Origin of the sequence: Maribacter litoralis (genome assembly GCF_003075045.1) — a bacterium.
Classification (GTDB): domain Bacteria; phylum Bacteroidota; class Bacteroidia; order Flavobacteriales; family Flavobacteriaceae; genus Maribacter; species Maribacter litoralis.
Genome location: NZ_QCZD01000004.1, coordinates 127,012 through 149,918 on the forward strand (window position 1 = coordinate 127,012; position 22,907 = coordinate 149,918).

Consider the following 22,907-nt stretch of genomic DNA (forward strand, 5'->3'; position numbering starts at 1 on the left):
TTAATGAGTTCCCCCATCATTAACCGCTAGCAAAAAGCAGAAAATCATGAAAATCAAAATTTTATTGATCATAGTTTTTCTTACTTACGGATCAAACTATAGTCAAAAAACGATACAGGTCAAAACAAAGATAGATTCTCTATTTAGTGTACAACTGCAAGATAAATTAGTTCACAATGCTTTTCTTTCTGTGTATTCCGAAAAGTTAGAAATTGATTGGAATTATAGCAATGGAGCATTTAAAAACGGAGAAAAAGTAACTAAAAACAATCCTTTTCACAGCACCAGCGTTGCCAAGACGTTTACTGCCGTCTTAATAATGCAATTGCAGGAAGATGGTAAGTTAGATATAGATGACCCTATTGCCGAATATCTAGCGGGCGATATTATAAAAGCATTACACGTGTATAACGGTATAGATTATTCAAAGCAAATTTTGATAAAGCATCTGTTACAACACACTTCTGGACTACCAGATTATTTTATGGATACCCCAGAAACAGGTTCGCCTTTTATGGAGCAACTATTTACACATCCTGATAGGTTTTGGCAACCTAAAGAGCTAATAGATTTTTCAAAATCCCAGCTACAAGCTCATTTTGTTCCCGGTACTGATTACAACTATTGTGATACAGAATATGTTCTGTTGGGTTTATTAATAGAAGAACTAACAGGTAAACCATATCATGAAGTTATTTCGGAAAAAATTTTTAATCCCTTAAAAATGGAACATTCCCATATGCCGTTACGGTCAAAACCAGCAAATACAACTACTGGAAAATTATCGGAATTTTATGTTGATGACACTGATATAAGTTTATTTAAAAGCTTAAGTGCCGATTGGGCCGGCGGAGGATTAGCAACGACCTCAAAAGAGTTACTCACGTTTTATCGCGCTTTATATAATGCTAAAATCATTTCAAAAAAAAGCTTTAAGTCAATGCAAAGTTGGACCGATGAATCTTATGGGTTAGAGTATGGATACGGACTTAGAAAGTTTCAATTGAAAAAATTATATCAACATCTACCAAGCTTAACGCTCATAGGTCATTCGGGTACTTCTGGCTCATTTATGTACTACTGTCCAGAATTAGACGTGTATTTAACGGGTACTTTTAACCAGACAGCGTATCAAAAAAAGCATGTTGATTTTATGGTATCTGTTTTATCACAATTAAAAAATCTGTCTAAAGTAAAAAGCAAAGTAAATGGAAAAAGATGAGACCGTAATACTTGCAGGAGCTACTGGTTATTTAGGCGATTACATAGCCCAAGAACTCTACCAACGTAGTATACAGACTATAATTCTTGCTAGAAACACCAAAAAAGCGGCACATTTAGCAAATAGCCATACTAAAATAATAAAATCAGAGGTAACCGATAGCAAAACTTTGCATGGGTATTTTGAAGGAGTAACCACAGTAATCTCAACTGTTGGCATAACACGCCAAAAAGATGGATTAACGTATATGGATGTTGATTACCAAGCCAATAAAAACCTACTACAAGAAGCTAAGAAAGCTGGCGTTAAAAAGTTCGTATATGTTTCTGTCCTAAACGGAAAACAACATAGAAATTTAAAAATTATTGAAGCCAAAGAGTTATTTGTAGATGAATTGATTGCTTCTGGTTTGAACTATACCATCATACGCCCAAACGGATTCTTTTCAGATATGAAAGACTTTTTAAATATGGCCAAGAAGGGAAAAGTGTATCTTTTTGGTAGTGGAGAGAAAAAAATAAATCCCATCCATGGCAAAGATTTAGCCATTGCTTGTGTAGATAGTATTCGAGTATCAAACGAAGAAATCAATATCGGTGGTCCGGATATTTTAACCCAAAACGAAATAGCAGAACTGGCTCTTTTGGCCAGTGGAAAACCAATAAACATTATTCATATACCCCATTGGATCAGAAAATCGATTCTAAAATTAGTTCGAACATTCACTTCATCAAAAACCTACGGACCAATAGAGTTTTTCTTAACTTTAATGGCTGAAGATGCTATTGCGCCACGTTATGGCAGCAATCGGTTGGTTACATTTTTTCATGATGAAATGGATGTTTTAAAACCATAACTTTCATAAGTTTTTCTCATTCAAAATCAAATTATGACCATTCCTGACAAAAACACTTTATTTCCATTAGAAAACTATGATAGATTATGTTTCTTAAAAAATATCATCAAAAACCCAAATATCGTTGTTGGCGATTATACCTATTATGATGATTTTGAAGATGTTGCCAACTTTGAGAAAAACGTAAAATACCATTTTGATTTTGTAGGTGACCAACTCATAATTGGTAAGTTCTGTATGATCGCTTCAGGTGTTACTTTTATTATGAATGGTGCCAACCATTTAAGTAAATCAATTTCGGCCTACCCATTTGCCATTTTCGGTAAAGATTGGCAACATGCCATGGATGGAAAAACCTACCCTACCAAAGGAAATACTGTAATTGGCAATGATGTTTGGATAGGATTCAACGCAACCATTATGCCTGGAATCAACATTGGAGATGGTGCCATTATTGCAAGTAATGCTACGGTTACAAAAGATGTACCGCCTTATGCCGTTGTTGGTGGTAATCCTGCCAAAGTGATTAGAAAACGGTTTTCTGATGTAGACATAACCAAACTTCTTGAATTGAAATGGTGGAACTGGCCTATAGAAAAGATAACGGCAAATGTACAACACCTTACAGGTGAACATTTAGATAGCTTAAAATAAATTACTCATAAACCTCAACGACCATTTCTATTTCAACAGCCATATTGCCAGGTAAGGAGCCCATACCAACTGCGGCACGCGCATGCTTGCCATTGTCACCAAAAATTTCAACCATTAAATCCGAATAGCCGTTAATTACTTTAGAATGGTCTTTAAAGTCTGGTAAAGCATTCACCATACCATGTACACTTACTATTCTTTTTACTTTATTAAGATTACCCAATTCAGCCTTTAAAACCGATAATTGATTAATCCCCACTTCTCTTGCCGCTTGGTAACCTTGTTCTACAGTTAAACTATCGCCCAATTTGCCTACAATATTTTCACCATTAGCTTGCTTTGGTCCTTTACCCGCTAAAAATAATAGATTGCCCGTTCTTGCAGCGTGTACATAATTTGCTACGGGAGTTCCTTGATCTCTAAGTACAATACCCAAACGTTCTAAATTAGCTTCAGGATTATAATTTCTATCTACCGTTTCGGTTTCTAGTACTTTTTGATTCTCATTTCCTTTATTTTCATCTGCACAACCGATTACTAAAAAGGTTAAAAGGACATACATACAGTGTTTCATAATTTCAGGTTTCAATGGAGTTATTTCAGCTACAAGTTACCTAATACTTCATTATCAACACAATACCTCAAAAAAAGCTACGTATTCTATTACATAAAAAACACTAAAAATTGTGTAAATGCTATTTTTTGTGCATTCCGTCGTAGTTTAGGTATCATTTTACTAAAAAAGCATTGATATTATTTCATTTTTATTAGTTTAGCAAATTAACCAAAACAACAACTAAATCAATTCAAATATGGAAAGTTCTACAACGACTTCTAAAGTAAATGCCAACAGGCTCTTTTATGCCAGTTGCTTTGCCCTAATCACCACAGCTTTTTCATTTGCCATAGCGGCAGGTATTTTAGACCAGCTAAAAACAGAATTAGAATTAAGCGCTAGTCAGGCCGGCTTAATTACATCTATGTGGTTTTTAGGTTTCCCAATTGCCATGGTTATTGGCGGTTTGATCTATCATAAAGTAGGTGGTAAGGTAATTATGCAATTTGCTTTTTTTGCACATTCTATCGGTATTTTACTTTTAATTTTCTCTGGCAACTATATAGGACTTTTAATAGCAAATTTACTAATAGGTCTTGGTAACGGATGTACCGAGGCGGCTTGTAACCCCATGATTGCCGATGCTTATAAAGGCAACAGAATGAGCACGATGCTAAACAGATTCCACATGTGGTTTCCTGGTGGTATTGCCGTAGGTAGTTTGTTATCTGGTTTCATGACAGATTTTGGAATTACCGGACAAAGTCAAGTTTGGCTACTATTAATACCTGCTATTATTTATGCATTCTTATTTTATGGTCAAACATGGCCTAAAGCTAAAATAGAGGAAGCAGCAACCATTAGCGGAAACTTAAAAGGTATGTTTACTCCGTTATTCTTATTCATTGGAGTATGTATGGCATTGACTGCTATTTCGGAATTTGGACCAAACCAATGGGTAGGTCTCATACTATCTAAAAGTGGTGCCGAGCCTACATTAATTTTAGCATTGACTGCCGGATTAATGGCGGTTGCACGTTTCTTTGGAGGCAGCATGGTAGCCAAATTCAATCAAACGGGTGTTCTTTTAGGATCTGCAATTCTTGCCACCTTAGGTATTTATCTGTTCAGTACACAAACTGGTACAATGGCATACGTTGCTGCTATAATATTCGCTTTGGGTGTTGCTTATTTCTGGCCTAACATGATTGGTTTAACAGCTACTAAAACTCCAAAAACCGGAGCGTTGGGCATGTCGATCATTGGTGCAATTGGTATGTTCTCTACATCAATATTTCAACCCATTATTGGGGGTTGGATCGATGCCGATAGAGCTGCAGCAGAAGCACAAGGGTTTACCGGTGATGAATTAGAATTAATCTCAGGACAAGAAACCTTAAGTACCATGGTACTTTTCCCTGCTATCTTAATTGTATTATTCACCATTCTTTATTTCTGGTTAAAGAACAAGGAGAGTAAAGGAGAAATTGCCACGGCATAACGACTATACTTTATATAAAAAAAGCCGAGCAATTGATTGATTGCTCGGCTTTTTTATTTTTTTCTTAATTATATAATACTACTCCAACAGCAAATCCAACAACTGAATGGCAGCATCACTAATTTTGGTTCCTGGTCCAAATACAGCGGTAGCTCCTGCTTCTTTTAGAAAGTCATAGTCTTGTTTGGGCACGACACCACCAACAATGACCATAATATCTTCGCGACCATAACTTTTCAGTTCTTTAACTACTTCGGGTACCAAGGTTTTATGTCCGCCAGCGAGCGATGAAATTCCTAAAATATGAACATCGTTCTCTACTGCTTGTTTTGCGGTTTCTTTCGGAGTTTGAAAAAGCGGACCTATATCGACATCGAACCCTAAATCGGCATAGCCTGTAGCAACTACTTTAGCCCCACGATCATGACCATCTTGACCCATTTTAGCAACCATAATCCTTGGTCTACGACCATCTTGCTCCGCAAACTTATCGGCTAGATCTTGCGCTTTCTTAAAACTTCCGTCCTCTTTTATCTCTCTTGAATACACGCCCGTAAATGAATTAATGATGGCTTTATGCCTGCCATAGGCTTTCTCTAATGCACTGCTTATTTCGCCTAAAGTGGCTCTTTCCCTAGCAGCAGCTACTGCTAAAGCTAATAAATTTTCTTCCGATTCGCTACCCTTTAATTTGTTTGTAGCTACAGTGGTTAGATTCTTTAGCTTTTCGATTACTTCATCGGTATTTCTAGTTGCTTTTACTTCTTCTAAACGCTGTAGTTGTTGTCTACGCACCTCTTTATTATCAACTTCTAAAATTTGAAGTTCATCCTCTTCTGTTAACTGATATTTATTTACACCTACAATAATATCTTGCTCACTGTCTATACGTGCCTGTTTTCTAGCGGCAGCTTCTTCAATACGTGTTTTTGGTATACCGGTTTCAATAGCTTTGGTCATTCCGCCTAGGTTCTCCACTTCTTGCATCAACTCCCATGCTTTATGTACTAAATCATGCGTAAGTTTCTCTACATAATAACTTCCTGCCCAAGGGTCGACCGTTTTAGTTACGTTCGTTTCATGTTGCAGGTACAATTGTGTTTCCCTTGCTATACGTGCAGAGAAATCTGTAGGTAAGGCTATCGCTTCATCTAACGCATTGGTGTGCAAGCTTTGAGTGCCCCCAAAAACCGCCGCTGCTGCCTCTATTGTAGTTCTTGCTACATTATTGAACGGGTCTTGTTCCGTAAGGCTCCATCCGCTAGTTTGACAATGTGTTCTCAACATCAATGATTTCTCGTTCTTCGGATTGAATTCTTTCACCACTTTAGCCCATAACATTCTTGCCGCACGCATTTTGGCAATTTCCATAAAGTGATTCATCCCTATACCCCAGAAAAAGGAAAGTCGTGGGGCAAAATCATCGATCTGTAATCCGGCTTTTAAGCCCGTTCTAATATATTCCAATCCGTCAGACAACGTATACGCCAATTCTAAATGCGCAGGTGCGCCAGCTTCGTGCATGTGATATCCTGAAATACTGATGCTATTGAATTTAGGCATGTGTTTACTCGTGTATTCAAAAATATCTGCCACCAGTTGCATAGAAGGTTTTGGTGGATAGATATAGGTATTACGAACCATAAATTCCTTTAGAATATCGTTCTGTATCGTACCAGATAATTTATCCAAAGAAACCCCTTGCTCTTCTGCCGCAACTATATAAAATGCCATGATAGGAAGTACAGCTCCGTTCATGGTCATGGAAACCGACATTTCATTCAACGGAATACCATCAAAGAGCACTTTCATATCTTCAACAGTATCTATAGCCACACCTGCTTTGCCAACATCACCGACCACACGCTCATGATCACTATCATAACCTCTATGCGTTGGCAGATCAAACGCTACGGATAACCCTTTTTGACCAGCTTTTAAATTCTTCCTATAAAACTCATTACTCTCTTTTGCAGTGGAAAAACCAGCATATTGTCTTATAGTCCAAGGGCGTTGCACGTACATTGTTGCGTACGGTCCACGTAAAAATGGCGGCATACCCGCTGCAAAACTTAAATGCTCAACATTAATTAAATCTTCTTTGCCATATCTTTTTTTCAACGGAATACTTTCCGCAGTAGTAAACAAAGCGTCTTCGGAGTCCTTTTCAAAATTGTTTTGAACGTTATCTGTACCTTCTAAAGTAGCTAACTGAATATGTTGTAAGTCTCTTCTACTCATGTGACAAACGGTTTTGCTCTAGTTCTTCTGCCAAGCGTTTTTCAATAATGGGAGTAATCAAAGTTTTTCTAGGGTTCTTTTTTATGAACGGATACAGTTCCAACTCTTTTTTCATTTTATCCTCTTCATTCTGAAATGCATTTGTACCCACTAAAACTGTCTTTTTCGCATTAAACTTCTCTTGCTGTTTACGGGCACTATCGGCAATTTTGTTTTGAATGGTATGATTCTTCAATTGCTTTAAAAAACCACCATCTTTTTCAATTGCCTTAAAAAGCAGTAAAGCTTTCTCTGCCAATTGATGCGTAATCGTTTCAATATAGTAACTACCATCGGTGGCATTTTCCACCTTATCAAAATAACTCTCCTCCTTCAGTAAAATAAGTTGATTTAAAGCGATACGACTGGCAAAATCATTCTCTTTTTTATAAATGGCATTATAATTCAAATTAAAAACCACATCAGAACCGCCCAATACGGCAGACATACACTCTGTAGTGGTTCTAAGCATATTTACATTATAGTCGTAAATAGTTTTATTACGTTTTGAAGGTTGCGAAACAATATGACACGGAATTGAAATTTTATAGGCTTCGCACAAAACATTCCAAAGGTTTCGTATAGCTTTTAACTTGGCAATTTCAAAGAAATAATTACCCCCGACCGATATTTTAAAATCGATACTTTTTAAAGTATCTAATTTTTCACTTTGCTCCAGTATATTTAAATATTCATTGGCATGAGACAACCCGAAAGCCAATTGCTGTACGATATCTGCGCCTGCATTTTCATAAAGTGATACATCTACGCTTAAAAGATTATCAATAGTCAAAGTTGATAACGCGTTAACCAGAGCAATATCCGAAAACATATTACTATACCAATTTCCCGACCTGGACAAATGACCTATAGGGTCAACTTGCCAATGGATTGTATTTGCATTTGCAACTTTATCAAGTATACTTTCTATGTAATTTTTAGACAAAAATTGCAAATCAAAATACACATTGACCTTTTTTAAGTCAATATTGTTCAAAACTATACCTGCATCTATATTCTCTGAAGGAATATTAAAATGTATGGCCTCAGCACCTTTTTGTATACTTTTGAGCGCTCTTTCATTCGCCATAATGGCATTACCGGCATAAATACTTTGCCCAATAATCCAAGAGGTATTTTTAACCGAATTGATCTTTAATTGCTCAAGATCTTCAGCATGATAAAAGGGTTTTACTATGATACCTTCAGGTGAATTCCACACCACTTCTTCATTGTAATCTTTCCCCTTTAAATTGTATTGTATTTTTTGCTTCCACTCTTTGGCAGAAATGTCCCTAAAACTATCAAATAAGGTTTCACCCTTCATAGTAAGACGTAGTTTAATTAAACACCATGTTTTATTATACGCAAATGAACATACATTCAGCGTATTCTCTCAAAGATACAATAAGTAAATCGGGTTTATAAAGCGACGGATTAATCGTGTAATTTGGCAGTATTTAAATTGCGTACTTGGGTAGTCTCAATTCTAGAAAGCTCTTTTAACTGGTTGTTTTCAAATAAATTCGGTAACTCTTCCAAAGGTGTACCTACGGGTGCCTTCCAATTTATATAATCTTGAAATCTGATACCATCTATAGTTCTTGGATTGTAAGCACTTCTAAAACGCACTCCACCATTATTAACACTGTAACTGTAGGCTAAGTAATTTATATAGTGAGATTTTTTGTTTATCCAGTACATGAAAATATCATCATGATCGGTACCGCCTCCTTCTTTATTAAAAGTAACGCGCACCACATCATAATCTTCTCCTTTGATTACAGTTTCACCTACACTTTCTTTATGTACCGCCTTATCATTTAATTTATGGGGCAACGTAGCAAAATATATAACGGAATTTAAGGCATTACTATGTATGGCAATATCCTCTTTAGAAAGATCAACCGATTCATCGTTTATTTTTCTATTAAAGGTTCCGTTAATTAAATTGTCCTCAATTCTATTCCCCAAACTGTCCCTAAAATTTACACGATAGGCATATCCATCAGAATTATTGAACATGTACATTTTATCTCTAAATACAAACTCGTAATTAGCTGTATCATAAGCATTACCTCCATGGGCAATTATCGCTTTTTGAACAATAGCATCTGCACTATGTTCTTCACTTTTTAAAATAGAATTCTCCGGAGACCCAGCTTCATCATTTTTCTGATTTTCCTTGCAACCAACTAAGGTTAAAAACGCTATGCCAAATGCTATTTTAAAATACTTATTCATTTTTATCGAATTTAAATTGGAGTTGAGTCACTTATACTAATTTGACACCTCTTTTAAGACAGGGTAGTCGAAAGAAGTAGCTTTTACTAACGAACCAAAGTTATTATATAATTAACCGGAGTGGAAGATTTTCAATCATAATAAATGTTAATACCATTGACGATTAATATGTAAACAAAAGAAGCGTCCGACTTTTAGTATTTCATAAAAAAACCGAACAGATATCAGTAATTTGATACCTGTTCGGTTTTAAATGTCATTGCCATAACAAAGTAGGCAAGACAAAATATGTTTAACAACTATTGATTTTCAATTTAAGAATGTCTTATAATCGACACTCTAAAAAAATCTTTATCTAATTTCCTTTACAATCAAAATTAATTATAAACACCAGTTTTTCTTGACTTTATTGACCAAAGAAATGCCTTAAAAAATACTAGTCATTTCTATCCGCTAATAAACCCTCGATTATTTTTTTTAACCTACCAAGACCAATTGGTTTTACGATATAGTCAGATATAGCACTAATTTTTTTAGCCCTTTCTATATCTACAGGATCAAGAGATGATGATACCATGTAAATCGTAATTTTTTTACCGACTCTAGGTTTTATTTTCACGTATTCTTCCATGAACTGGAAACCATCCATTACCGGCATATCAATATCCAAGAATATAACATCTGGGAATAAAGAGTCTTGATCTAGGTTATCTAACATAAAATCGATTGCTTCTCCCCCATCTGAAAAGACCATAATCTCCAAAGGTAATTTAGTAGATTCTAGGGTTTTTACCATGGTAAATTGGTATATGGAGTCATCATCTACGATGCAAGTCTTTAGAATATCGTTCATTATAAGCTTAATTAAAATTTATGGTAAAAGTAGTACCTACATTTACTTCACTAGTAGCGGTAATGGTACCGCCCATTGATTCAATTTGTGTTTTGGTTAGGTACAAACCTACCCCTTTGGCATCAGGATGTCTATGAAAAACCTTATTCAATCCAAAAAGTTTATGTCCGTGTTTATCAAGATCAATACCTAAGCCATTGTCTTTAAAGGTAATAATATTCTTACCGTTTCTTACTTCGGTTTTAATTTGAATATGAGGTATTCTATCTTCAGCACTATATTTAATGGCATTCCCTATTAAATTTAGGAAAATGCTTTCCATGTAAATTTTGTTGTAGGAGATACTTGAAAGCTTAGAGAAGTCACTATTAATAACAGCTTTAGATTTTAAAATAGCACCGCTTAACATTTGAACTGTATTCTCTAAAACCTCATTAAATTCAATTTGTTCTTTTTGCTCATTGGCATCACCCACTTTTGCTTTTAACGCCTCGATCAGCGTATTGAGGGTAGAAGAAAGATGATCAATAACGCTACTGAATTTATTGAAGATATCTGTTCGTTCTTCTTCATCTTCAGCATAAGAATAAATTTCCAACAAAGAATTAAGGTTGGCAACGGGTGCTCTTAGGTTGTGCGATGTAATATGGGTAAAATCTGCCAATTGTTGATTTTGTAAAGATAATTTTTGGGTAAAGATTTCCAATTCCTGCTTTGCTTCGATCAACTTGTCTTCGGCTTTTTTAGATTCGGTTATATCTTGACAAGTACCGAATAGCTCAATTACCTCTCCTATGTTGTTAGTAAAGATTTCACTCATAAGCTTAATGGTCTTTACAGTACCATCTTTTAACATAATACGATGCACCAAATTTTCAAACTTCTTAATTTTGATTGCAGTTTCTACATGTTGACTAACCATCACCTTATCCTCTGGGTGAACAAAACTAAAATAGGTATCATAATTAAGTTCTGATTGTTCACTATCAAATTCAAAAATGGAATAAAGGTTATTGGACCATTTTACATCATTAGTTATTACATTCCACTTCCAATTCCCCATCATGGTAATTTGCTCAGCAAAATTCAATAACTCATTCTTTTTACGCAGTTCATCTTTAACCTCCTTAATTTTAGAGATATCTGTGATGACCGCTATAAAACCGTCGTTTAACCCATCCTTATCTTGTATGGCCGTCAATGATTTAAGCCCTGGAAAAGTCGATCCATCCTTTCTTTTAAAGGTCCATTGCCTGGTATTGAAAATCTTTTCATTTCTATAGTTAAAGTCAGCATCATAAGAATCTCCCTTAAATTCAAGTTCCATATCTTTTTTAAAGACATTCAATTCTTCTTCAAAAAGGTAAATTTCAGGTTTTTTGATTCCGATCATTTCCTTTGCCGAATAACCAAGTAAATGTTCTGCACCACTATTAAAGCGATTAATCACTCCATCTTTATCCGTAGAAATCACAGCAATAGAACTTGAGCTAAAAATAGCATCCAATTCATTGTAAGCTTTATTAAGTTGACGCTCAGACTCTCTGGTTGATGTAAGATCTTGTGCAATACCGAATAATCTGGTTGCCACACCTTCAACATATTCAATTTTCCCAACGACTTTAAGAAACTTAATATTTCCTTTTGGAGTTTTAATTTCGAATTCCAAATCTACTTCTCTACTATTTTCCATTAGGTCGTGAATCGCTTCTTCAGCAATTCTTCGACTTTCTTCTTCTTCGCAAAATTCTAATGTACTACCTAAATGAGGTTTATAATCTTTTGAAACTTCATGTATATCATAAACCGTATCGCTCCAGGTAACTTCGTTATTAAGTAAATTGAGTTCCCATGTACCTATGCGGGCAACCTCACTACAATCACTTAAAATAGTTTCAAATCGCTTTTTTTCGAGTTCCTTTTCCTTTTGCTCGGTAATATCGCCGGTATGCATAAGCAAGCCCCCAATTTCACTATCTAAATTATACCATGGGCGCACATCCCAATATATCCAATGTATGGATCCATCCGCCCTTTTAAAAGGAGCCTCGTCGCAAATATTTATTGCTCCTTTTAGGCAATCTTGATGGTTTTTTTTCCAATCATCGCCAATTTCTGGAAAAACATCATAGTGACTACGACCTATTACATCTTGCTCATCTAACTTATAATCTTTTAACCAGCGTTTAGATACAGCTAAATACACCATGTTTTTGTCTAACATTGCAATTGCGGTAGGCGCTTGTTCTATAAAAATTTGGTGATGCCTTTCTTGAAGTTCTATTCTATTGGAAATTGGAGTCAACGTATTTATTTTAACAAGTATTTATGATAAAAATAGTAATAAAATACTGATAAATACTAAAATATCAATGTGTTTAAAATGAATACACTCATTAATTAAAGCTTTCTCTATAAACACATTAGCAGTAAAAAATCATATTGATAGAAAGAAAGCTATTATTTCTATTTTTTTCAATAAATAGATGTGATTATTTTAAATATCACATTTTGTAATAATATACTTTTCCTTACCTTGTAAGGATCCAACCAACCACCATGACTGACCGAACAATAAATAATAGTTTATTTAAAACTTTTATTGCACCAAGCATGTTTGTATGCGAGGTAACACTTTTTAAAAGGACCGTAGTTAACCTTGTATTGCTTTTAACTCTCTGTACTAGTTATTCACAAAAAACAACAACTATAAGCGGTCAGTATTCTAATACACCGTTAACATCTGTACTTACAGACGTTGAAGAACAAATAGGTTATCAATTTTACTATTTAGATTCTTGGATTCAAGACATTTTTGTAACTGCCAATTTTGAAAATGAAAACTTAACCACTGCATTACAATTACTTTTTGCTGAAACCTCATTGAATTTTCATGTATTAGAGGCAGATAAACGAATAATTCTATTAGAGAATACCATAGTATATGACGACCTACCCAATGGCTTTTTTGGTCAAGAAGAAGTAGTTGAAGAAAATAACGGCAAACAAACAAAAGTCAACGCACCACCCCCAACATTTTATACCACCAATAATCAGGTTAAACGAAATTACGACGTTACAAAAGTGGGTAAAAGCGACCCTAATAACTTACAAGAATCCTATAAATTAACTGGTAGAGCTATAAATTCTAAAACAGGTGAGCCTATTCCAGATTTAACTATTCGCGTTAAAAGCTCCAACCGAATTACTGTATCCGACTCGAACGGAAATTACTCTTTAACATTACCTTCGGGCAATAACGTGCTAAGTATACGTGCCATGGGTATTGCATCTACAGAACGTGAAGTCATTATGTTCAATAATGGTAGTTTAGATTTGTTGATGGAAGAAGGACTACAACAATTAGACGAAGTTGTAGTAGAGGCAGATGCTTATAAAAATGTAGAGGAAGCTATTACAGGTAGTGAGCAAATAGATTCTGAAGAGTCTAAGAACATTCCCCTAGTTTTAGGGGAACGAGATATTTTGTCAGTCGCCAAGGCATTGCCCGGTATTTCATCTGCGGGTGAAGGTGCAATGGGATTAAACGTTCGTGGCGGTAAAACAGACCAAAACTTAGTACTGTTAGACGATGCGGTTATATACAACCCACAGCATTTTTTCGGAATCTTTCAAGCATTGAATCCATTTACGACCAAGGGCGTAGATATCTATAAAGGTGCTATTCCCGTAGAGTTTGGCGGCCGTCTTTCATCGGTCTTCGATATCAGAACAAAAAATGGTAATGTAGAAAAATTCTCAGGTGAAGGTTCTATTGGTCCAGTGACCGGAAATTTAGCATTGGAAATTCCGCTAGAAAAAGAAAAATCATCCCTTGTCGTTGGTGGCAGAGGTGCTTATGCGGACTGGATTTTACGGTCTTTAGATGATGAATCGTTAAGCAATAGCAACGCTTCGTTTTTTGACGGCATCGTTAAATATCACAATAAAATAAATGACAAAAATGAAGTGAAAGCGACTGCCTATTATAGCAGAGATGCTTTTAGTATTACTTCAGATTCATTATACAATTATGACAATCGTCTTTTTTCTGTGCGTTGGGACCATAGAATGAGTGATAAAACCAATAGCGCACTTATTGTCGATAATAGTAATTACGGATTCGGAATTGATTTTGACGGTGAATCGAACAGTGATTTTAAGCTTGATTATAGCATTAACGAAACCGAATTAAAATATAAGCTTCGAACAGCTCTAAACGATAAAAACACTTTAGACTATGGTGGTTCAGCCAAATACTATTCCGTTAACCCCGGAAGCATAGAACCAGACGGAAGCGAGTCGGACATCAGCGAATTTACTATTGATAAAGAACAAGCTGTTGAGGGCTCACTATTTATAGGGGATGAAATTACGGTCAATGAAAAACTATCTGTCAATTTAGGGGTTAGATATGCATTTTTTGCCGCATTGGGCGAGGCTACGCAAAGAACCTATGAAGAAGGGATGCCAAAGAATGAATCTACCGTTCAAGACACCATAGCCTATTCAAGTAATGAAAATATAAAAACCTATGGCGGACCAGAAGCTAGGGTTTCCGCTAGGTATTTATTTACTCCAGATTTTTCTGTAAAAGCCAGTCTAAACAATTCGTATCAATTTTTACATACCCTTTCAAATAACACCACAGTTTCACCTATTGATACCTGGAAACTTTCTGATTTAAATATTGAAGCACAAAAGGGCTACCAAGCCTCTCTTGGCTTCTATAAAAACTTTAAGGAGAACGAATATGAATTAAGTATCGAGGGGTATTACAAGAAGATGGAAAATGTGCTCGATTTTAAAACCGGTGCCAACCTCTTCTTAAACGAAAATGTAGAAACACAAATATTACAAGGTGACGGAAAGGCATACGGAGTAGAATTTTTATTAAAAAAGAAAAGTGGTGATTTAAACGGATGGTTGAGTTACACCTACTCTAGATCTTTATATCGTTTTGACAGCGAGTTTAGTGAGGAACGAATTAACAACGGTGAATTTTTCCCCTCTAACTTTGATAAGCCCCATGATGTAAGTGTTATTACCAACTATCGTTTTACAAAGCGATATAGCATATCTGCAAATTTTGTGTACCAAACTGGTAGACCTATTACCTACCCCGTAGGCACATTTAGATTTAATAACGCAGATTTTGTTGCTTTTAGCGATAGAAACAAGTTTAGGATACCCGACTTCTATCGTTTAGATCTGGGATTAAACATTGAAGGAAACCATAAGAAAAATAAATTGGCACATAGTTTTGTGACTATATCCGTTTATAATGTATTAGGAAGAAATAATCCGTATTCGGTATTTTTCGTAACAGATGATGGTGAAGTTAAGGCGCTACAAAGTTCCATTTTCTCCATTCCCATTCCTTCCATTACCTATAATTTCAAGTTTTAAAGAATAGAAAATTACTATAGATGAAAAAATTAATTCTATTTATAAGTTGCATTTCCACTTTAGCATCATGCATTGAAGAGGTTGATTTGGGTATAGCCGCAGATGATGAAGTCTTAAAAATATTAATTGTAGAAGCCACCCTAACCAACGAACTAAAAAACCATACGGTAGCATTAAGCAGAATGGACACTTTAGTAGATTTAGGAATAGACTCCGTTTACAATCCGTACACGCCAATACGAGATATTAATAGAGATTTGGTACGCTACGAAACCAATGCTACGGTTTCAATTGAAAACAGTAATGGCACCACCTATTCTTTTAATGAAGCAAGTCCGGGTATTTATGAATCTGATATTGAATTTGCTGCTGAAATGGGCAATGTATATCAATTGAATATTATTACATCAGATGGAAAAAGATACACCTCTACCAATATGCAAATTGAAGGTTTAGCAGCTATCTCTAATCTTTACGCAGAAAAAACGACAAGTGAATCTGGAGCACAAGGTATTGGCATATTCGTAGATAATACGATAGAGTCAGGTACCGTTCAAAACTTACGCTATACTTATGATGAAACGTATAAAATAATAGCTCCAAATTGGTCTCCAGAAGCTTTTAAGCTTACCAATTACGATCCATGCGCCTTACCAGAAGTAACTTATGACCTTGAAATTGTAGAACGAGAAGAAGAACAACAGGTTTGCTATGGCAATAACCTTTCTAATTCTATCATTCAAGCTCAACAGGGTAACTTAGGTGACAATATTACAAAGTTTATGGTACGCTTTATTGACCAAGAAAACTTTATCATTAGCCACAGATATAGTATCGAAGTTGCGCAATTGGTCTCTAACGCGGCATCATTTAGTTTCTATGACCAATTAAATAACTTCAGCCAAACCGGTAGTATTTTTTCTCAAATACAACCCGGATTTTTAGAAGGTAACCTTTCTGCAGACGATGGTTCCCAAGGTACTGTAATCGGTTTTTTTGATGTAGTATCCGTTTCTAAAGATCGGCTCTTTTTCAATTACACCGATTTTTATCCGAATGAAGAATTACCCCCATACCCTTTTAATTGTAGTGAATTGACAGCACCAGAATCTCATGTTTCTTTTTGTTTTAGTGGAATGAGAGGTCCAAACCCATGTCCACAATCAGTAATTCAACAAGTAGATCTTGATTTAATAAGTTATGTGAAGCCAAATGTTAATGAGGAAGATTGTGGCGGACCACACATATTTGTACCAAGAGTATGCGGAGATTGTACAGCTTTAGGTAGTAATATTGAACCAGATTTTTGGGTAGATTAAATAACACTTATGAAGACAACACAAATACTTACCGCAATAATCATTTTAATCGCCAATCTCGGTAGCGCCCAATATGTAATCAAAGATGGTAGCGACCTTTTGAGTCTAAAAAAAGTACCTCAAGAAAAAGCATATGTGGATCATAGCGGTCCATTATCGTTCTCTGGAGAATACTTGTATTACACTATACATTGTTTTAACGCTCAAACTAATAAGCCTACCAACATAAGTACCATTGGTTATGTAGCACTGGTAAACGAAGCTAAGGAATTCATTTTTGAACATAAGATAAAGTTGGATAAAGGCCATGGTTATGGCGACTTTTTCATTACGACTGATATACCTTCTGGCAGATATAAACTTTTAGGCTATACCCAATGGATGAAAAACTCTGGTCTATCACAAGTTTTTAAAGACGATATCATCATTATCAACCCATATTTAGCTGATCAAACCTTACTATTGAACAAAACCACAGCTAACATTGATAAAAACAATCTAGACAAAAAATCAGTTACAGACTCATCGATCATTTCTTTAAAAACTTCAAAAGCTACATATCTCCCAAGAGAAAAGGTGAACTTATCCATTAAAAATTACAAAGGAGCTTTAGGTCATGGTTCATATACCCTCAAGGTGAAAAGAAAAGAAGAAATTGATGTCCCGCCCGCGTTAAACTCCATTACATATGGCAATGCCTACTTCAATGCCGACAAGGAAATCAAACAAACTATTGGCGATAGCATTTTTTTACCAGAACAACGAGGAGAGCTAGTTTACGGTACCGTAAAAAATACTAAGACAGGATTACCTGCTGAGAACCTTCCCGTTGTTATTTCTATTCCTGGGAAAGAATCATTATTGAAGTTTTCAAAAACCGACCAAAATGGAAATTTCTATTCTTACATACGCAAAGACCGTAAAAATCCAATGGCGGTAATACAGGTTGAAGATCAAAGCGAAACGTATACTATAGAAAAAGGAACACCTAAGCATATTGATATAACCGATCTATCATTCGCAAATTTTAGATTATCAAAAGAACAAGCCGATTATATTACCGGCAGGAGTGTATTGAACCAAATAGAAAATCAGTTCTTTGGTGCTAAACCAGATTCTATTTTACAAAGTAATCCCATAGATATTTTTAACGGTGGCATACCAGAAGTTATCATTCTTGATGAATACACACGCTTTCCGACCCTTGAAGAAACTTTGGTAGAAGTAGTGAAATTCGCAGGCTTTAGAAAAGTGAATACCAGTGACGCCTATATAAGAATTGGTCAAGATTTTAAATCTTATGATGAAGATTACAACGATTTTCCTGCCATTGTCTTAATAGACGGGGTATTCATACCTCATCACGAAAAAATCAGAACCTTTGATGCCCGAAACATTGAAAAAATAAGCTTGACAAGAGATCAATTTCGTTTGGGTCAAAAAGAGTATCAAGGTATTATTTCTATTGAAACTTTCGATGCAAATTTTCTAGACACCTATACTGCTAAAAATAACCTAGTTGTACCGTTTACCCAACCCGTAGCCAAAAAGAACTATTTTGTACAATCTTATCCACCGGAGGATGTTTCTTATGATAGAATTCCGGATTACAGAAGAATGTTATTCTGGAAACCAACTTTTAACATCACCGATAGCGATTACAATTTTGAATTCTATACTTCTGACCTTGAAGGCACCTATGAGATCATGCTGAACGGATTTACAACTTATGGTAAGCCTTTAACGATTATCAAGGAAATTGAAGTTATAAACACAAATTTAAATTAAAATTGTTAAGTAATATTTCGTACCCTACTTAACCAAGCTTGCAAAATTAAAGCTAGCGTTTACCAGATTGTCTTTACTATGCTCCATAGCTTGTTTTAACGTAGAAACACCTCTTACAATAGAGGCTACATAATCAAGTCCGAATTTTTGTTGTTGTGCCACGGTTATACTTACCGATCCGCAGAGTGCGGCAATAGGAATTTTTTTTAGCTTTGCAGATTTCACGACCCCATCTATTGTTTTACCGGAAAGTGTTTGTTCGTCTAACTGACCTTCGCCGGTTATTATCCAATCTGCACCATTAATGGCATTATCAAAATCTGCCAATTCTTTTACCAAATTATTTCCTGAAATTAATTCCCCATTTAGAAAAACAAGGGCACCACCTCCTACTCCGCCAGCTGCACCGGCGCCACTTACTTTTTGTAAATCTATTTTATAGCGATTCTTAATAATTTCGGCAAAATTACATAGACCTTGATTCAGAAATATAATCTCATTTTCAGAAGCACCTTTTTGTGCTCCATAAATATAAGCGGCACCTTGAAGCCCGTAAAAAGGATTGGTAACATCACATGCCACTTTTACGGTTATCTTGTCAAGTTGCGGGTGTTTATTGGAGTCATCAATTGTTTTAACTTCAGAGAGATTTTTACCGACCGGAGATAATTCATGTCCTTCCCCATCTAAAAATCGATATCCCAAAGCATTAGCCATGCCCATACCCCCATCGTTGGTTGCACTACCGCCAATACCTAAAATAATTTCAACTGCACCTTTTTCCAGTGCATCATAAATCAATTCTCCTGTGCCCGAAGTTGTGGTTTCCATGCAATTTCGCTCATCTTCTGAAAGCAATTTTATTCCTGATGCTTCTGCCATTTCTATGTAGGCGATTTTTGTTTCATCAGAATATAAATAAGAAGCACTGATGGGTCTAAAAAGTGGGTCGTTTACCGTAACTGCAACCTTTTCTCCTTTTATATAATGTTTAGCGACTTCCATTGTACCATCACCACCATCTGCCAACGGTCTTTTCAAAATTTCGGCATCGTTGAACACCATTCGGAGTCCTTCTTCCACGGCATCACAAAATTCGAAACCGGTTAAGGAGCCTTTAAACTTATCTGGTGCTATTACAAATTTCATCGATGTAAGATTAATTTAAAATATTCGGTAGTGCAACACTGAACGCTATAATGGCTACAAAATAGGCAATCAATATCATTACCTCTTTTTTACCTGAATAGTATTCTACTTTTAACCCTTCGTTTACCGTTCTTTTAACAGTGTAGCTAACCGCAAGTGCCACCAATACCGTTACCAAACAACCAAGAGCATTCCACCAGAACCAAAAGATCTGTGGTACATACAACCAAAGATAAACATTGAACAAAACACCTGCCACTATGCCAATATTTGCACCAAGCGCATGTGTTTTCTTGGTCAGGATAGCCAAAATAAAAGCTGCCAAAATTGGACCGTAGAAAACCGAACTTATCTTATTGATCACCTCTATAACCGTGCCCTCTATATTACCTGCAAAAAAAGCGAAGAACAAGCATACAAGCCCCCAAAATATGGACAAGAGCTTAGAATAGGTCATGTACTTTTTATCGGGCATATTTGGATTGAACCTTTTCACAAAGTCTTCCATAGTTACTGCAGAAAGTGAATTTACCGTTGAGCTTAATGTAGACATAGCTGCTGACATTATAGCCACGATCAAAATTCCTATTACCCCATTGGGCAAATATTTTATGATAAAAACCGGTACCATTAAATCTGCCTTTTTACCCGCTAGAGAGCCAATATTTGCCTGATAAACAGTTTCCATTTGCTCTTGAAAAGTTACATCTTGCAATAATAACGTACCTAACACAAGACCCATTATGCAGTAAGTTAATGTAAACGGAAAACGAAGAAGTCCGTTTGCCATCATCAGCTTTTTAAGGTTAGACATGCTACTTGAAGACAATAATCGTTGCGATTGGGTTTGATCTGTACCGTAGTATGACGCATATAGAAAAAATCCGCCTATGACCATGGGCCAAAAACCAAATTCATCATTTCCGTCCGTATTATTAAAGCCCCATTTACTAAAGTCTACCGCTGTAATTCTATCGGTATCCACATGAGTTAGAAAATTATCTACTCCACCAAGCTCACTAAAACCAAAATACAGACAAATGATAATACCTATAAATAGAATACTCATCTGAATTACATCTCCCCAAATAACCGCTTTCATTCCGCCTTGAAATGAATATACCATGGTGATAAGACCGATGATTAATATAGAAATCCAAAAATCCAGTCCAATGGTTGCCTGTAGAATTAGAGCCATAGTATACACCATAACCCCTGTAGCTACCGATCTGCTAATTTGAAATACAAAGCTTATTAAAAGACGGGAAGACGAGTCAAATCTTTTCTCCAGATATTCATATACACTAACAATACCAGATTTATATAGCGTAGGCAATACTGCAATAAGTAAAAAAGCCATTGCCAGGGGCACGCCAAACTCGTACGTTAGCCACTGCATGCCTCCACCATCTTTAAGACCTACGAATGCAGGTGCGGAAATAAAGCTTATCGCCGATAATTGCGTTGCCATTGCCGAAAGGCTTAGCGGCAGCCATGATGTTTTACGACCACCCAAAAAGTAATCGCCACCAGAGTTGTTCTCCTTGAACATAAAGCCCAACCCTAAAAAGCCTGCTAAATAAACAACAATAATGATATAGTCAACGTAGTTCATACCTTAGTTTCTATTTTTTTTGATTAAAAAGCCAACCATAACAATACCGAATAGGTAGAATACAATTAAAAAGTAATCAATATAATTCATAACACATCAGTTTTAATCGGTATTCACCATATCAATATATAAAGCGGCGCTCCAAGAAAAATTATTACCGCCGTATCCGGTAGGGTTCTCATTGCCCGTATCCTTTCTACAGTCAAAATATTCGTAAAAACCATATCTCTCGATCAGCTCTATACTATCTTTTTTCATTTGTGTCGCTACATCTATAAATCCGTAATTCTTGAGCCCAAGAAAAAGCATCCAGTTCATGTTGATCCAAACAGGACCTCTCCAATATTTTCTGGGATTAAATCGATCGTTCGTTGGGTCGAATGACGCACATAGATATCTCTCATCACCTCCAAATTTATCCATCATGGTATTCACCAGCACCTTGGCTCTTTCAGGCGAAGGAATATTTGCGAACAAAGGTGAAAAGGATGAAGACGTAATATGGCGAATAGCTTTTTCATTCCTTAAATCATAATGCACGTAGGCACCAAGTTCAACATCAAATAACTTCTCGTTAAAACTTGCGATACTCTTAGATTGCCATTGTATTAGGGTTTTAATCTTATCTTCATTACCCCCAATTAATTCATACAATTCAATTAAAGCTTGATTGGATTTAATTAGCATGGCATTGAACAATGGATCTTGTACCAAAAAAGGAGACAATTCCGCTATTTTACCATCGTCATAGTTATTCTGTTTAGCAATATCTATGATATAGAGGTAGTGATCATACTCCCTTTTAGAAGGACGTTGAGAAGCATCTACATGGGTGGTATCTTTTCTTACGAAATTATATTCTGGCGGATTCATGGTATCCCAAATATCATCCCAAACAGGTGAGTTGTCAGTACCAGATTCCCAGTTGTGATAGATGTATACCAAACCTTCATCTTTGGGGTCTCTATTCTCATAGAAATACACGTGATTGTCAAAAACCTTATCGATTTCTTCTTTGATAAAGCTCAACATATCATCTTTATCTTCTGCAATACGATGCATTTCTTGCAACACAAAACCAGAAACAGGTGGTTGCGTCATACCCGTAGACCTATATTTTTTAGAGGACAATGGGTGCAATTCAGATTGATGAAAATCTGCTCCGGGGAAATATGAATCGTTATCCGTATGAAAAACGATATGCGGTATAAATCCGTTACCCCATTGAGAATCTAACAATGTTCTCATTTCGGTTTTTGCCTTTTCTACATCATAATGGGCAAAACCGATAGCGATAAACCCAGAATCCCACTTCCATTGAAAAGGATACAGCCCTGCGCTTGGTATGGTAAAACCTCCATCTTGAAAATTTGCATCTAATACTGCAATTGCCTTTTTATATAATTCTTGCTTCATATTATCTCATAAATAACCTTGGGGCTAACCCACTAGGCTTTGAAT

Annotated in this window: 16 protein-coding genes; 7 read left to right on the top strand and 9 right to left on the bottom strand. The window is 35.9% G+C overall.

Features of this window, described 5'->3' with window-relative positions; genetic code table 11:
* The first annotated feature begins 46 nt into the window (after window positions 1–46).
* From DCS95_RS16240 to DCS95_RS16250, 3 genes are read left to right on the top strand one after another with little or no spacing between them, the layout of a single operon-like run.
* Complete coding sequence (locus DCS95_RS16240; RefSeq protein ID WP_116771847.1) at window positions 47–1,222, top strand: serine hydrolase domain-containing protein; 1,176 nt, start codon at window positions 47–49, stop codon at window positions 1,220–1,222.
* A complete protein-coding gene (locus DCS95_RS16245) occupies window positions 1,209–2,078 on the top strand; it encodes an SDR family oxidoreductase (RefSeq protein ID WP_116771848.1) in 870 nt (289 codons plus the stop codon). Before DCS95_RS16240 ends, DCS95_RS16245 begins: the two co-directional genes overlap by 14 nt.
* 33 nt (window positions 2,079–2,111) lie before the next feature.
* Entirely contained in the window at window positions 2,112–2,732 is a 621-nt protein-coding gene (locus tag DCS95_RS16250) for a CatB-related O-acetyltransferase (protein WP_116771849.1), read from the top strand.
* A gap of 1 nt (window position 2,733) precedes the next feature.
* On the opposite strand, the gene DCS95_RS16255 is transcribed toward DCS95_RS16250, so the two are convergent.
* The gene (locus DCS95_RS16255) at window positions 2,734–3,306 is read right to left on the bottom strand and encodes a RidA family protein (protein WP_116771850.1); all 573 of its coding nucleotides are present in this window, start codon (window positions 3,304–3,306) and stop codon (window positions 2,734–2,736) included.
* A gap of 238 nt (window positions 3,307–3,544) precedes the next feature.
* Here DCS95_RS16255 and DCS95_RS16260 point away from each other — a divergent pair, with 238 nt between their 5' ends.
* Window positions 3,545–4,789: an MFS transporter gene (locus tag DCS95_RS16260; RefSeq protein ID WP_116771851.1), complete on the top strand. Its 1,245-nt coding sequence runs from the start codon at window positions 3,545–3,547 to the stop codon at window positions 4,787–4,789.
* Between the two features lie 78 nt (window positions 4,790–4,867).
* Here DCS95_RS16260 and scpA read toward each other — a convergent pair whose 3' ends face one another.
* The 5 genes from scpA to DCS95_RS16285 form a co-directional block, all read right to left on the bottom strand.
* Window positions 4,868–7,030 carry a methylmalonyl-CoA mutase gene (gene scpA / locus DCS95_RS16265; RefSeq protein WP_116771852.1) on the bottom strand — a complete coding sequence of 721 codons (2,163 nt, stop codon included), beginning with the start codon at window positions 7,028–7,030 and terminating at the stop codon, window positions 4,868–4,870.
* Window positions 7,023–8,396: a methylmalonyl-CoA mutase subunit beta gene (locus tag DCS95_RS16270; RefSeq protein WP_116771853.1), complete on the bottom strand. Its 1,374-nt coding sequence runs from the start codon at window positions 8,394–8,396 to the stop codon at window positions 7,023–7,025. Before DCS95_RS16270 ends, scpA begins: the two co-directional genes overlap by 8 nt.
* 110 nt (window positions 8,397–8,506) lie before the next feature.
* On the bottom strand, window positions 8,507–9,313 hold the full coding sequence (locus tag DCS95_RS16275) for a DUF6503 family protein (RefSeq protein ID WP_116771854.1): 807 nt from the start codon (window positions 9,311–9,313) through the stop codon (window positions 8,507–8,509).
* Between the two features lie 436 nt (window positions 9,314–9,749).
* Entirely contained in the window at window positions 9,750–10,166 is a 417-nt protein-coding gene (locus DCS95_RS16280) for a response regulator (RefSeq protein ID WP_116771855.1), read from the bottom strand.
* 7 nt (window positions 10,167–10,173) lie between these two features.
* Window positions 10,174–12,471 (bottom strand): PAS domain S-box protein, encoded by a 2,298-nt coding sequence (locus tag DCS95_RS16285; protein ID WP_116771856.1) that lies wholly within the window; start codon window positions 12,469–12,471, stop codon window positions 10,174–10,176.
* Between the two features lie 254 nt (window positions 12,472–12,725).
* On the opposite strand from DCS95_RS16285, the gene DCS95_RS16290 reads away from it, so the two are divergent.
* From DCS95_RS16290 to DCS95_RS16300, 3 genes are read left to right on the top strand one after another with little or no spacing between them, the layout of a single operon-like run.
* The gene (locus tag DCS95_RS16290; RefSeq protein ID WP_244178477.1) at window positions 12,726–15,575 is read left to right on the top strand and encodes a TonB-dependent receptor; all 2,850 of its coding nucleotides are present in this window, start codon (window positions 12,726–12,728) and stop codon (window positions 15,573–15,575) included.
* 20 nt (window positions 15,576–15,595) lie between these two features.
* The gene (locus DCS95_RS16295; RefSeq protein WP_116771857.1) at window positions 15,596–16,894 is read left to right on the top strand and encodes a DUF4249 domain-containing protein; all 1,299 of its coding nucleotides are present in this window, start codon (window positions 15,596–15,598) and stop codon (window positions 16,892–16,894) included.
* Between the two features lie 9 nt (window positions 16,895–16,903).
* Window positions 16,904–18,682, top strand: a complete 1,779-nt coding sequence (locus tag DCS95_RS16300; RefSeq protein ID WP_116771858.1) for a hypothetical protein — start codon at window positions 16,904–16,906, stop codon at window positions 18,680–18,682.
* A gap of 24 nt (window positions 18,683–18,706) precedes the next feature.
* On the opposite strand, the gene DCS95_RS16305 is transcribed toward DCS95_RS16300, so the two are convergent.
* The 3 genes from DCS95_RS16305 to DCS95_RS16315 all read right to left on the bottom strand — a co-directional run bounded on the left by DCS95_RS16305 (window position 18,707) and on the right by DCS95_RS16315 (window position 22,862).
* Entirely contained in the window at window positions 18,707–19,831 is a 1,125-nt protein-coding gene (locus DCS95_RS16305; RefSeq protein WP_116771859.1) for a glycerate kinase, read from the bottom strand.
* Window positions 19,832–19,841: 10 nt separating this feature from the next.
* Window positions 19,842–21,446: a sodium:solute symporter family protein gene (locus DCS95_RS16310; RefSeq protein WP_116771860.1), complete on the bottom strand. Its 1,605-nt coding sequence runs from the start codon at window positions 21,444–21,446 to the stop codon at window positions 19,842–19,844.
* A gap of 102 nt (window positions 21,447–21,548) precedes the next feature.
* Window positions 21,549–22,862 carry an amylo-alpha-1,6-glucosidase gene (locus DCS95_RS16315; protein WP_116771861.1) on the bottom strand — a complete coding sequence of 438 codons (1,314 nt, stop codon included), beginning with the start codon at window positions 22,860–22,862 and terminating at the stop codon, window positions 21,549–21,551.
* Window positions 22,863–22,907 lie beyond the last annotated feature (45 nt).

What these genes read in the sequence shown, in the direction of transcription:
- scpA (WP_116771852.1), bottom strand. Translation starts at nt 7,030, where the DNA reads ATGAGTAGAAGAGACTTACAACATATTCAGTTAGCTACTTTAGAAGGT.
- DCS95_RS16255 (WP_116771850.1), bottom strand. Translation starts at nt 3,306, where the DNA reads ATGAAACACTGTATGTATGTCCTTTTAACCTTTTTAGTAATCGGTTGT.
- DCS95_RS16240 (WP_116771847.1), top strand. Translation starts at nt 47, where the DNA reads ATGAAAATCAAAATTTTATTGATCATAGTTTTTCTTACTTACGGATCA.
- DCS95_RS16280 (WP_116771855.1), bottom strand. Translation starts at nt 10,166, where the DNA reads ATGAACGATATTCTAAAGACTTGCATCGTAGATGATGACTCCATATAC.
- DCS95_RS16275 (WP_116771854.1), bottom strand. Translation starts at nt 9,313, where the DNA reads ATGAATAAGTATTTTAAAATAGCATTTGGCATAGCGTTTTTAACCTTA.
- DCS95_RS16315 (WP_116771861.1), bottom strand. Translation starts at nt 22,862, where the DNA reads ATGAAGCAAGAATTATATAAAAAGGCAATTGCAGTATTAGATGCAAAT.
- DCS95_RS16290 (WP_244178477.1), top strand. Translation starts at nt 12,726, where the DNA reads ATGACTGACCGAACAATAAATAATAGTTTATTTAAAACTTTTATTGCA.
- DCS95_RS16260 (WP_116771851.1), top strand. Translation starts at nt 3,545, where the DNA reads ATGGAAAGTTCTACAACGACTTCTAAAGTAAATGCCAACAGGCTCTTT.
- DCS95_RS16310 (WP_116771860.1), bottom strand. Translation starts at nt 21,446, where the DNA reads ATGAACTACGTTGACTATATCATTATTGTTGTTTATTTAGCAGGCTTT.
- DCS95_RS16270 (WP_116771853.1), bottom strand. Translation starts at nt 8,396, where the DNA reads ATGAAGGGTGAAACCTTATTTGATAGTTTTAGGGACATTTCTGCCAAA.
- DCS95_RS16295 (WP_116771857.1), top strand. Translation starts at nt 15,596, where the DNA reads ATGAAAAAATTAATTCTATTTATAAGTTGCATTTCCACTTTAGCATCA.
- DCS95_RS16305 (WP_116771859.1), bottom strand. Translation starts at nt 19,831, where the DNA reads ATGAAATTTGTAATAGCACCAGATAAGTTTAAAGGCTCCTTAACCGGT.
- DCS95_RS16250 (WP_116771849.1), top strand. Translation starts at nt 2,112, where the DNA reads ATGACCATTCCTGACAAAAACACTTTATTTCCATTAGAAAACTATGAT.
- DCS95_RS16245 (WP_116771848.1), top strand. Translation starts at nt 1,209, where the DNA reads ATGGAAAAAGATGAGACCGTAATACTTGCAGGAGCTACTGGTTATTTA.
- DCS95_RS16300 (WP_116771858.1), top strand. Translation starts at nt 16,904, where the DNA reads ATGAAGACAACACAAATACTTACCGCAATAATCATTTTAATCGCCAAT.